The sequence below is a fragment of the Paenibacillus oryzisoli genome (assembly GCF_050467285.1).
Taxonomy (GTDB): Bacteria; Bacillota; Bacilli; order Paenibacillales; family NBRC-103111; genus Paenibacillus_E; species Paenibacillus_E oryzisoli_A.
In genome coordinates this window covers 157,080-169,989 of record NZ_JBCMUN010000019.1, presented here as the reverse complement: position 1 = coordinate 169,989, position 12,910 = coordinate 157,080, and the positions used below count along the sequence as shown (strand labels likewise).

9 protein-coding genes are annotated in these 12,910 nt (G+C 54.8%); all 9 read right to left on the bottom strand.

All coding sequences use genetic code 11. The features are described from left to right. Positions 1–351: 351 nt before the first annotated feature. Positions 352–2,214 carry an ABC transporter ATP-binding protein gene (locus tag ABE504_RS27095; RefSeq protein ID WP_430094887.1) on the bottom strand — a complete coding sequence of 621 codons (1,863 nt, stop codon included), beginning with the start codon at positions 2,212–2,214 and terminating at the stop codon, positions 352–354. Next, a complete protein-coding gene (locus ABE504_RS27090) occupies positions 2,174–3,955 on the bottom strand; it encodes an ABC transporter ATP-binding protein (RefSeq protein ID WP_430094885.1) in 1,782 nt (593 codons plus the stop codon). Before ABE504_RS27090 ends, ABE504_RS27095 begins: the two co-directional genes overlap by 41 nt. 2 nt (positions 3,956–3,957) lie before the next feature. Beyond that, positions 3,958–4,278: a hypothetical protein gene (locus ABE504_RS27085; protein WP_430094883.1), complete on the bottom strand. Its 321-nt coding sequence runs from the start codon at positions 4,276–4,278 to the stop codon at positions 3,958–3,960. 148 nt (positions 4,279–4,426) lie between these two features. Further along, positions 4,427–6,268, bottom strand: a complete 1,842-nt coding sequence (locus ABE504_RS27080; protein WP_430094881.1) for a carboxypeptidase-like regulatory domain-containing protein — start codon at positions 6,266–6,268, stop codon at positions 4,427–4,429. 105 nt (positions 6,269–6,373) lie between these two features. Further along, positions 6,374–7,948 (bottom strand): histidine kinase N-terminal 7TM domain-containing diguanylate cyclase, encoded by a 1,575-nt coding sequence (locus ABE504_RS27075; RefSeq protein WP_430094879.1) that lies wholly within the window; start codon positions 7,946–7,948, stop codon positions 6,374–6,376. A 167-nt stretch (positions 7,949–8,115) separates the two neighbouring features. Beyond that, positions 8,116–9,663 (bottom strand): malate:quinone oxidoreductase, encoded by a 1,548-nt coding sequence (locus ABE504_RS27070; RefSeq protein WP_430094877.1) that lies wholly within the window; start codon positions 9,661–9,663, stop codon positions 8,116–8,118. Between the two features lie 329 nt (positions 9,664–9,992). Continuing rightward, positions 9,993–10,859: a M15 family metallopeptidase gene (locus ABE504_RS27065; RefSeq protein WP_430094875.1), complete on the bottom strand. Its 867-nt coding sequence runs from the start codon at positions 10,857–10,859 to the stop codon at positions 9,993–9,995. A gap of 252 nt (positions 10,860–11,111) precedes the next feature. Further along, positions 11,112–12,197, bottom strand: a complete 1,086-nt coding sequence (locus ABE504_RS27060) for an ATP-binding protein (protein WP_430094873.1) — start codon at positions 12,195–12,197, stop codon at positions 11,112–11,114. Further along, entirely contained in the window at positions 12,190–12,885 is a 696-nt protein-coding gene (locus tag ABE504_RS27055; protein WP_430094871.1) for a response regulator transcription factor, read from the bottom strand. The genes ABE504_RS27060 and ABE504_RS27055 overlap by 8 nt, the downstream gene beginning before the upstream one ends. Positions 12,886–12,910: the final 25 nt, after the last annotated feature.

Sequence of the window (12,910 nt, the reverse complement as noted above, 5' to 3'; positions counted from 1 at the left end):
CTTTTCGTATGTAGCGACAAATATGCGTGGGCCTTTGTGCAACTAGTCGTTATACACCAGGACGGTTACCTAGTGCCGCACGGCGAACTCGTGAATCCAGGGCAAGCCCGCATGCGTTGAGTACAAGGCGGTCCAGGCCAACTGCTCGAAGTTACAGGGGGAAGATGTATACTTCTCTTTGATTCGGAGCGCCGTCGCATTCGGGTGAGGATGTGCTGTCTCCCAGCAGGTGACATCCGTTGAACGCTTCCCTCCCGGTCGATCTCCACAACTTGAATACCGGCCGTTCGCTCGTACGGCTCGCCCCGTCCTGAATAATCAATCCCAATATACCGATCAAAGTTCAATGAATTAACCGACCTCTCCCTGCACATATTGGTGCTGAACCAAAGCCGCGTAGAAGCCATTCTGCTTCACCAGCTCGTCGTGCGACCCCTGCTCCGTAATCCGGCCGTCCTGAATGACTAGAATCATGTCCGCCTCCCGGATTGTGCTCAGCCTATGTGCGATGACGAAGCTCGTTCGACCTTGCATGAGCGTCTTCATTGCTTCCTGGATATGAAGCTCAGTCCGTGTGTCCACGCTGCTCGTCGCCTCATCCAGAATAAGGATGGACGGATCGGCCAGCACCGCACGCGCGATGGTTAACAGCTGCCGCTGCCCCTGGCTCAAGTTGCCGCCCTCGGCGCTTAGATACGTATCGTAACCGCTCGGCAGCTTACGGATAAAGCTATCCGCATTGGCGAGCCAGGCCGCCTTCTCGACCTCTTGATCCGTCGCGTTCAACCGGCCGTAGCGAATGTTATCGCGGATCGTACCGGAGAACACATACGCGTCCTGCAGGACCAGCCCGATTTGCCGCCTCAACGCCGACTTGTTCATCGTCTGAATCTCCTCGCCGTCAATCAGGATGCACCCGGACTGGATGTCATAGAATCGCGTCAGCAAATTGATAATCGTCGTCTTTCCCGCCCCCGTCGGGCCGACCAGCGCAATCGTTTGGCCGGGCTTCGCCTGGAGCGACACATTTTTGAGCACCGCCACGTCAGGCGTGTAGCCGAAGTTGACCTGATCGAAGACGACTTCGCCCCGGATAGACGGCGCCTCAGCGCTTCCCTTCTCACCGAACGTCTCCGGCTCCAGATCGAGCACTTCAAACACACGCTCCGCGCCCGCAACGGCAGATTGAAACAGATTGTATTGGTTAGCGAGCTGGTTGATCGGCTGACTGAATTGGTTGGCATAGTTCAGAAAGCTGACGATAATACCAATCGTAATGACCTCATGATAGGCGAAAATCCCCCCGAACACCGCGATCACCACGAAGCTCAAGTTGCGCATCGCATTCATCAGCGGTCCCATCGAGCCCGAGAGGCTTTGGGCCTTGATGCCGATGGTTCGCAGCTTTTCATTCATCTCGCGAAATTGCTCGACGGACCCCGCCTCCCTGCCGAACACTTTGACCACTTTGAGGCCTGAAATGTTCTCCTGCACAAAGCCGTTCACGTCCCCCAACTGCTTCTGCTGCGTCGTGAAATATTGGCGGGTGTATTTGGTAATCTTTTTCGTCAAAAAGGCGATAATCGGCACCGTTAAAATGGTAACCAGCGTCATCCAGAGGCTTAAGCTCAGCATCATCGCCAAGCTGCCGACCAGCATCAGCACGCTGGAGATGATCTGCACGACCGTCTGATTCAGCGTATTGGAGACGTTCGTGATATCGTTCGTCGCCCGGCTCATCAGCTCGCCATGGCGCCGCTGGTCGAAGAACTGGACCGGCAGCCGCTGGTACTGCTCAAATAAGTCCTCGCGCATGTCCCGCACGGTGTGCTGGGATAAGCTTGAGGCCACATACTGCTGAATCCAGGTGAACACAGCGCCTAGCACGTACACGCCGAAAAGCAGCCATCCCATCTGCAGGAGTCCATCCATGCGGTGCGGCATAATGTGATTGTCGATGATTTTGCCGATCAAATAAGGGCCTAACAGCGATAAGCCGGACGTTAGCGCCGTGCACACGATCACAATGACAAGCGCCTGCCGCTGCTGCTTCAGATAGCCCCAGATTCGCAGCAGCGTCTCCTTGGTGTTTTTGGACCTAACCTTCGGCACGGCTCCGTGATGCGGCCCTTGCCCAGGACGGAAGCCCATCTGGTCAAAATGAGCCTGCGCTTTATTCGCCTGTGACGGACTGGATCGATGGTCGGTAGACATACGGCGCCTCCTCTCTGCCATATTGCGAGCGATAAATGTCTCGATATACCTCACAAGTCGCGAGCAGCTCTTCATGCGTGCCGCTGCCGGCGATGACGCCCTCGTCGAGGACGATGATGTTCTGCGCGGCCATCACCGATGAAATCCGCTGTGCGATCAGGAAGGTGATGCTGTCTTGCGTCAGTGCGTTCAGCGCCACTCGAAGCCGCTGCTCGGTAGCCAGATCGAGCGCGCTCGTACTGTCGTCCATAATCAAAATGGACGGCTTCACGAGCAGCGCCCGCGCGATGGAAATCCGCTGCTTTTGCCCGCCGGATAGATTGACGCCCTTCTGCCCGAGCAGCGTGTCATAGCCCTCCGGCAGCTTCGCGATAAAATCGTGCGCCTGCGCAGCCGCTGCGGCCGCCTCAATCTCTTCCTGCGTCGCGTCCGGCTTGCCGAACGCGATGTTGTCGCGAATCGTACCTGTGAACAGGAACGATTCCTGCATGATCATGCCGATGCTGCTTCGAAGCGCAGCAAGCGGCAGATCGCGAAGATCCCGGCCATCGATCGCGATAGAGCCGGAGGTCACATCATACAGTCTCGGCAGCAGCTGCACGAGCGTGGATTTGCCGGACCCGGTCGCCCCGATAATGGCGACGGTTTCCCCGCGCCGCGCTTCCAGGCAGATGTCCCGCAGCACCAGGCTTCGGTCGTCCTGCGAGCCGGCATAGGCGAACGCGACGTCCTGGAACTTCACGTGCTCCGCCGGAATCGCGGCGGCATTTTCGACGGCCATGCCTTCGCTGGCGATCCGCGGCTTCGTCAGAAGCACTTCCTGAATGCGCCGTGCAGACACATTCGCCTGCGACACGTTCATGAGCAGCCCACTTACCATGAGCAGAGACCACAGGACTTGCACAACGTAATTCACAAACGCGACCAGATCCCCAACCTGAACCGTGCTGCCCCATACCAGATTGCCGCCATAGAGCAAAATAACGACCAGACACGCATTCATGATCAGCGTCACGATCGGCGAGTTCAGCGCGATGAACCGCGCCGCCTTGATCGAAGTGTGCGTGTATTCTTGGTTCACCTCGCGGAAGCGCTTCGTTTCGTAGTCCGAGCGAACGAACGCTTTGACGACCCGAATACCCGCCAAATTTTCCTGAATCCGCGTATTCACCGCGTCCAGCTTCGCTTGCACACCGGCGAATAGCGGCGAGGAGTACCGGATCAGCACCGCCAACACAGCAATTAAGACGATGAGCGTCCCCAGCAAAATCAACCCCAGCTTCACATTCATCAGCAGCGCCATGACGACACTGCCGATCAGCAAGCTCGGCGCCCGGACAAGGCCCTGGAGCATAATTTGCATCAGGTTCTGCACCTGGACGACGTCATTCGTCATACGCGTAATCAGCGATCCCGCTTGGAACTTATCCATGTTCTCGAAGGAGAACGTTTGAATTTTGGTGAAAAGCGCCTCACGAATGTCGGCACCCAGATTCTGAGAAGCCCGGCTGGCAAACAAGTTGCAGCCCACGCCCGTAATCAGCGAAAGCAGCGTCACCGCGAACATCACGATCCCCGTACGTTCAATGACACTATAGTCCCGCAGCACCACCCCGAAGTTCACAATATGAGCGGCCAGCCTTGGCTGGAGCAGATCAAAGAACACTTCGAAGATCATAAAAAGCGGGCCCAGCACAACGAATTTCCAGTAAGGCTTGATATAAGCACGTAATCCCCACATGGCTACTCGCGTCCTTCCTCTGCCTCAGCTTGCTCTTCGGTCTCCTCGAACTCACGGATTTCAAAATGCTTCGTAAACTGGTCGATGACCGTCTCGAGCGCTTTCAGTTCCCCGAGCAGCATGGGCCGAATCTCTTGAAAATCCGTCGATTCAAGCTGCTGCCTGAGCGTCGTCCGGCTTACGTTCAGCCGCTCCAGAAATTCCAACGCCCGGCCTCGGCGGAACGTCTGTGCCCCGTGATGATGATGGCGCCCTTTATGGCCGCCGCCCCGCTCGCGCTCCCGATGCTTGTCGCCTTTCATCCGGCCTTCAAATTCTTTCATGCACACAACTCCTTTTTGCATACGTTTGTATACGTTTCACTGTATACATTTGTATGCAAAGTGTCAACAGAAATCGCTGCTACTATCTCCCCACGCACGCAAAAACGTCCCTATCCCACTGGGATAGAGACGCTCACGCAGCTTACGTTTACCTCGGGCCTAACGTCGAATCAATGAGCGTCAGCAGCAGCTCGGCATCCATCCGATCATAAGCAGCAGCGCCGCCCGGTTGGAGCAGAACGCCTGTAATCGCGGTCAAGCCAATCGGGTAGGCACCTGGGAAATAGGCCTCTCTAACGGCCGTTCTTACTTGCTCATCGGACTGATTGTCCATAATCGGGAACGCCGTCAAATAGTCGGAAGTGTGCCCCTGACTATCCTTGAGTCGAACACCGATTTGCGCAGCGCCGCTCGGAATCCCCAACCCGCGTGGCACAGCAAAGGTCGCCTCTGCACCTGTCGGCACTTCACCGATATTGCTTACAAAGTGCTGCGCGCTATCGAGGAAATCGATCTGGTAGCTGCTATACCCCGCCGTACTCGTTGCCGGCTGCCAGGTTAGAAGACCGTGCAGAAGATTCTCCTGCGCATCCAGATCCACAAAATGTACGCAACCCGCCGTACTTGGCACACCGTTCAACGTTCGGATCGGGAACAAAACCGGTTCGCTCTCAAAGGTGTCTTCGCCGTCCACTCCATAAGAATAGAGCGCAAACTGGGCGGCGCCGCAAGGAATGGGCTGGTTGTCATTGAAATTATAAATTTCCTGCATATGCGAATCCGGGACATCGATCCTGCCGATGGCTTGCAGTTTCCTCCCCGCCGCATCGACAAAATAAAGATTGTAGCCATTAATCTGGCTGTGATTCGCAGGCACCGTGAAGTTAAACTGGCCGGAAACGGTGCCAGGCACCAGTGAATACATGTTGTCCTGAATATTGGCCGGCGCCGGCAGACTACCCGGATAATCCACATCCAGATTGACATCACCCAATCGATTATCGATAACGGAAACCGTCGGATAGGAGTTGATCTCTTCCCCGTTGCCGTTGACGCTGCCAATTAGGATTGCGATCGTCTTATCGGGGAGTGTATCAAAGGCATACGCGTACGTCCCCGCTGTCCCTGTCCCCGGTTCCTGCTTCGCTACGCTGTCCCAGTAGCTCCATATACTTTCGCCCTTGACCCAATAAAATAGCTTGTACCCCGCCAGAAAAGCTTCATTCGGCGCACCCGACCAAGTCACGACAGCATGAATGCCCCCGCCGATCGGATCCGTGTCCAGAAATTTGAAGGCAGTCGCGCTGTGCCGTCCAAAATTCCAAATCGGAGCGGTTTGCGTCGCGATGACATTCCCGCTCTCATTCAGCAGCGCGACGCCGATCCGCGTGGCGCCTGAAGGAATTGCCATTGCAGACACGTCAGTGGAATAATTATTCGTATTGCTGCTCGTATACATAGAAGCGATCACCGCGCCTACCTGCCCGTTCTGGGCATCCAGAAATTGCAGCTGCATTTCGGAATGCAGCGGAATCGGACCGTAGGTTGACCAGGATACGGTACCTTGAAACTGAGTCGCATCCTGCGAGTAATTGTTGGGGTTGAAAAAGCCAAGCCCCATGGCGGCATCGTCACCGACAAGCGTAAATGTGTAGTCGAAAGTCTGTCCCGCTGCCAGTGTTACATTGACCGGTTGACTTGCTGTATGCCCACTAGCCGATGCAGTTAGTGCATAATCACCAACCGGCAAATTGGGAATATTGGCTTTCCCCGAAGCATTCGTTCGCAAGGTAATCGGAAAAGAAAGTGCCTGCGATGTCAGTGTGACGCTGGAACTAGATAGCTGGTACCCATACGAGCTGCTCACCGTCACATTTACGGAAGCTCGACCGCTCGCAACCGAAGCCGAAGCAGCAGGCACCAGCGTGGCGAACGTGCCGAAGAACAGAGTTAAAAGCAGGAATACCGCATAATTGCCGAACCGTTTCATGATGTCCCTCCAAATAATGGCTGATTACTTCCATCATATCATAGGACTTTAGACATAAATAGACGATTTTTTGCATAAATCGACAACAGCAGCTTAGCCCGATTTTTATTTCACAGGCTGTTCTGCCTCCGCATACACGCACACCCGGTTTCGCCCAGCCTGCTTTGCTGCGTACAGCGCCTGATCCGCCTTGTTCAGCAGCTGCGACATGGTTTCTTCCGGCCCCACCGCCGCTTCGGCCACACCGAGGCTGAGCGTCACCGCGATCGCGCCCTCGTTCGTCATGAGCGGCTCGGACGCGACACAGGTCCGCAGGCGGTTCGCCACCGCCTCTCCCTCTTGCAATGTGCGCCCTTTCAGGGCAAGCACGAACTCCTCGCCGCCATACCGGGCGAACAGCTCGCCGGCTTGCAGCTCCTGCTGGCACAGGTACGCCACGTGCATAAGCACCTGGTCGCCGACATGGTGGCCGTAGGTGTCGTTGACTCTTTTGAAATAATCGACATCCATCAGCACAACCGTAAACGGCCCACCGGCTTGTCTGCTTTCCTCAAGCGTCATCGTGCCCTGCTGAAAGAACGCGCGGCGGTTCGGAACCCGGGTCAACTCATCGTAATACGCGTGGTGTTCCAGCTGCCGCTGCAGCCTTTTCAGCTCCGTAATATCAGTAAAAATCAGCAGCAAGCCCTTGCCTTGTTTCGCATGCTCGAGAGGCGTGATCCGCACCTGATACGTGGCGTCCGGCCGCCCCTCGGCAGCAAGCTGCAATTCCAAGCTCTGCGCTTCCGCCTTGAGCGGAAACGGGAACTGGCCCCCGGCCAGCCTCGGCCATGCCTCCGCGAATTGCTGTCCCAGCTGCCTTTTGTGCAGGCGGGGCAGCATCCGCTGGCAGGCGCGATTAAACTCAATGATCCGGTTGAACTCATCGAGGACCAGCACACCGTCATTGATGCTCTGGAAAATCGCATCCTTCGCAATCGGCATCAGCGTGAACAAGCGCGAGGAGTTAATCGACCATACGTAGAGAAGCGAAGAAATCCAGAGCACCATCGGCACGGGATCCACACCGGGCGGCGTCAGCCCGATCAGATAGACAAACGCGGTAACAATCGGCACCAGCTGCCCGAACATCAGCGCGATCAGCTGCGGGCGATACGTCTTCGCCGTTTCCCGCCACTGGAAGATCACCAGCCAGAAGGCGAGGAACATGCTGCCGAACGTAAACACGCCATGAATCATATACCAGACGCCGATCTCCTGATGAACGTAAGGCGCGCCCAGGATCGGGTCGATTTCGAATACGCGGTAGTGCAGATGATGCCAGTCGTTGGTCGCGACCATACATAAACTAATCACGGGAATGGCCAGCAGCAAGATGACCCTTCTTCTCGTAACAGGAAAGCCTAAATAATGCATGACAAACAGCAGGCCCAGCGGCGGTGAAAATGGCATGCCGATATACTGCACGGCCGTCCATAGTTTGAGCTCCTGGAGCGTCGTGGACAGCAAGCCGAGCGCCGAAGAAAAGCAATAGATAACGATACAGATCGTATAGGCAAGAAACAGCTTCGCGATATTCGTATACCGATGGCGTTTGATTAGCACGTAGAGGCAGAGATACAAGTTCAGTACGCCCGATGTACACGCAAGTGTGATATAGGCGGTCAGTTCCGAATGCACGGCGGATTACCCTCTTTTGATATAAGCTGGTTGATACCTTTAATGTTAGCATAGATGAAATTAAATTTGCATGATTTGTTGCAGCGCCCCTTCCGCAAAGCAAAAACGGCCCCCGTCCCCTAACTTCGAGGACGAAGGCCGCTTCATCGGCACAGCGATGTGACGGACTAGTTCACCGTTTGCAGTTCCCGGTTCAGACCGAGCGCCTGCGCGGTAGATGCATGAATTTCCTTGATCAGCTCCGGATTCTTCACGAGAGACTGGCCGTAGGAAGGAATCATTTCCTTGATTTTCGGCTCCCATTCCTTGATGTGAGAAGGGAAGCATTTGCTCATCAGCTCGAGCATAACAGAAACCGCCGTCGAAGCGCCTGGCGAAGCGCCGAGCAGGGCTGCAATCGTGCCGTCCGCATTGCTGACGACCTCCGTACCGAATTGCAGCGTACCTTTGCCGCCGGACTCCGTATCTTTGATGACTTGCACGCGCTGACCCGCCACGACCAGATCCCAGTCTTCGCTCTTCGCGTTCGGCACGAATTGGCGCAGCTCTTCCATCCGTTTCTCTTTGGACAGCATCACTTGCTGGATCAAATACTTCGTCAGCGACATGTTCTTCGCGCCCGCCGCGAGCATCGTCGCCACGTTGTTCGGCTTCACGGAGCCGAGCAAGTCGAACATCGAGCCAGTCTTGAGGAACTTCGGCGAGAAGCCGGCAAAAGGTCCGAAGAGCAGCGATCTCTTGTTGTCGATGTAACGCGTATCCAAGTGCGGAACGGACATCGGCGGCGCGCCGACCGGCGCTTTGCCGTACACTTTGGCATTGTGCTGTTCCACGACTTCAGGGTTGTTACATACCATAAAGATCCCGCTGACCGGGAAGCCGCCGATATTCCGGCCTTCCGGAATGCCGGATTTCTGCAGCAAAGGCAAGCTGCCGCCGCCGCCGCCGATAAAGACGAACTTGGCCGTGTGATACTCCGCCACATTGTTGTACATGTTGCGCACTTTCAACTGCCACAGGCCGTCTCTCGTGCGTTTAATGTTTTCAACGCTGTGCATATAGTTGACTTTGACATTTTTCTCCACTAAGTAGTCAAACAAGAGTCGCGTTAAAGCGCCAAAGTTCACATCCGTACCGGTGTCAATTTTGGTCGCTGCGATCGGTTCATTCGATTTCCGGCCTTCCATAATGAGCGGAATCCATTTCATCAATTTCTTCGGATCATCGGAGAATTCCATGCCTTGGAACAGCGGATTGCTGGTCATCGCCTCGAACCGTTTTTTGAGGAATTTCACATTGTTTTCCCCTTGAACCATGCTCATATGTGGCAGTGGCATGATGAACTCCTGCGGGTTCTCAATCAGTTTCTTCTCAACAAGGTACGACCAGAACTGTCTGGATGCTTGGAATTGCTCATTGATTTTAATCGCCTTGCTTATGTCGACGGAACCGTCAGGCTTCTCTTCCGTGTAATTCAGCTCGCACAAGGCCGCATGCCCTGTACCCGCATTGTTCCATTCGTTGGAGCTTTCTTCCCCTGCGGTCGGGAGCTTCTCAAATACGGAGATTTTCCAATCCGGCACCAATTCTTTCAACAGCGATCCTAATGTCGCACTCATAACGCCGGCACCAATTAAGATAACGTCTGTATGGTTGTCTCTGCTGCTCATAGTTACCATCCTTACACTAATATTTGACCATGCTTTTCCGATCATCCGTTCATCGCGCCGATGGACAGATAAGATTACCTACTATTATATGATAGTTAAAACGTATTTGAAAGCCTGTAAATTTTAGTGAAGGTGCCTGGAAGCGGCTAAAAAGTGACAATCCTTTTACAGTTTCCGTTATGTCCCAAGATAAACGGCGTTGCCGCACTTTCAAGGATAAAAAAACTCAATTAGGAAACGCCCGCAGCGAGCATGACCCTCATTGAGTTTAATTGGTTATGGATGGTTGGTTGCCCAAGTTTAATTTACCCCAAGAAAGCGGACAGCATCCAAACATGTTCTCCAAAAATGAATAAATCGCAGGCGCTTCCCTCTCACCCGCCAACCGCTGCCGTCACAATGACGCCGTCCCGATTGTTGCCCGACAGCTCGTAGCGGCCGTTCGCCGGCACAGGAATGGAGGCGTTGCCCTTAACCTCATAGTAGGATACTTGATAGGTTTGTTCGCCGATTTTCACCGTGTATGACTTCTGCTCCTTCAGATAATCCAGATACTCCTCCAGTGCCATGTTCTTCTCCTTCATCACGACGCTGTGCGGCAAGCCGACATACCGAAAATGCCAAGGCTCAAACTGAATGCCGGTGACGGCCGTTTTATCTTTGGGATAGCGTAAAATAAAGCCATACGCCGCCGCATTGCGCGTCAGCCATTTACCCTCCGCGGCCCGGCTCATTTCGCCCTGCGTCGAGCCAATATCGAGGCCAAGGCCCAGATTGTGCTCACTGTAGCCGGCCGGCAGCGCGTAACCGGAGCCCATCTCGCGGTACAGCTTGTCCTGCTCCTCGTTGTCCCGGTAGCCGCTGGTGATCATGAAATGGCGAACCCCTTCCTGCTCGGCCGCTTCAAGCATCGTCTGCAAGGGCCCCAGCACACTCTGCGACAACCGGATCGTATTATCGAGCAGACTGTAGCTGGCAGCTTGATCCCGCTGTTGAGAAAGCTTAACGACATCCGACTTCTTGCCTGCCGCGTGGACAGGATTTGTTTTATTAATGAGCACCAGGTTCCCCTGGTAGATTTGTTCCTTCTTCACTTTAATGGTCTTGGTCGGGCCGAGGGAAGCCGGGTGATCCGAAACTTGAAGATCGACCGACAGCGAAGGCTGTGCAGACGAACCCCAATTCGCAGCCCCATAGCCTAACAGCCCCACAAAAATAAGCACAAAAAGCCACTTCTTCATCGTCATTTCCTCCCTGAACTTCTTGCTATCAGGATAAGAAAAACGGTTTAAATCCGAAGTGGGTCAAATCTAAAATTTTTCTTAAAATACGTTTTCAAAATACGTGTTCAAAAAGTCGGGTTTTCAGCACCGAGAAGGCAAAACCTACATGAGCACCGCACTTCGAAGGTGAACGCAAGATTCGATGTCGAATCCGCTTCCTGACTTGCTTCGTGATCAAAAGACGACTTTTTGAACTACCTCTTAAACGGGTTACTGCGGCAGCCGCACCTCAAACCTCGTGCAGGCCACACTGCTGTGCGCCGAGATCGTGCCGCCGTGCTGTTCAACGATGTTTTTCGCGATGAATAAACCGAGGCCAGTGCCCCCTTCCCGATGTGAGCGAGCCCGGTCGCCGATATAAAACATCTCAAACAAACGCGGCAGCTCCTCCCGCGGAATCACATCCCCATAGTTGACGATTTGCACCACAGCCTCCCCAGCCTCGACAAAGCAGCGAATATCTACGAATTGCCCATCCTGGCCGTATCGGCAAGCATTGGTCAGCAAATTCTCGAACACGCGCGCCAACAGCTCCCCATCCGCCGCGATCTTCACTTGCGACGCAAGCTCCAGGCGCACATCCAACCCGCTGCTCTCCATCATCGGATACAGCTCTTCTTGCAATTGCGCCAGCAGCTCGCTGAGATCAAGCTCCCGCTTCTCCAGCTCCAGCCTGCCATAATTCATCCGCGTGATCTCAAACAATTCGTCAATGAGCCGCTCCAGACGCTTTGATTTGGTGAAAGCGATCGTCGTATAGTGCACAGCCTGTTCCCGCGTCAGCCCTTCGTCACGCAGCAGCAAATCGAGATAACCAAGCACGGATGTCAGCGGGGTGCGCAAATCGTGTGCGAGATTCAGAACGAGCCGGTCCTTGCTGCTTTCGGCGAAATCGCCCCGCTCCATCGCTTTCTGCAAATTCTCGCCGGCCATATTGATGTCCGCAGCAATCGCCTGAAACTCATCGTTGGATTCAAGATGAACCCGATGCGCGAAGTCGCCTTGCGCCAGCCGGCGAAGGCCGGTCGATATTTCCCGGAAATACGCCGCATAGGGCTTGGTTAGAAAGAAGAAAAACATAATCGCAAGCGGAATGAACAGCAGCAGGAAAAAGTTCAAGTCCCCGAATTCATAGATCGCCCTGCGCACCCGCGCCAGCGAATCTTCTCGCCGCACACCCGCATAGTAAATCTGCAAGGCTTTATAGAGCAGATAGACCAGCGTCCCGGACAGCCCCATGCTCAGGCCGAGCAGCATCAGCATTTTGAAGCGGAAACTTCGCATGATGTTAGCCATTGAATGTGTAGCCGACCCCCCAGACGGTTTTGATCCACTTCTGCTTGTCGAGCTCTTCCCCTAGCTTCTTGCGCAGCGTGCGAATGTGCACCATCACCGTATTGCCGTTCTCATAGTAGGCTTCGCCCCAGACCGCCTGAAAAAGATGCTCCGCACTGAACACCTTCTTGGGATGCGCCGCCAAAAGGTACAAAATATCGAACTCCTTCGGCGTCAGCTCGACCAGCTTGCCGTAGCGCCTCACGCTGCGCTGCTCAGGGTCGATGATCAGTCCGCCCGCTTCGATCACCGCTCTGCCGTCCGGCGCTGGCTGATTCAGCAGTTGAGCCCGCCGCAGCTGGGCGTTCACCCGCGCAACCAATTCCATCGGGTTGAACGGCTTCGTCATATAATCGTCGGCGCCCAGCACGAGCCCCGTAATTTTATCGAGATCGGACGCTTTCGCGCTGAGGAAAATAATCGGCAGGTGGTGCCGCTCGCGAATTTGCCGAGTCACCTCGTAGCCATCGAGCTGCGGCATCATAATGTCCAGAATCGCCAAGTCAATGGCGTGCGTCTGCACCGCTTGCACCGCCTCCCGTCCATCCGCCGCCTTGATGCAGCGATAGCCCTCCTTGCCCAAATGCAGCGCAATCAGATCGGCAATCTCCGGCTCATCATCGGCAATTAAAATCGTCGTCGGCTTCATCACGAGCCCTCCTGTTCTCTCCTTA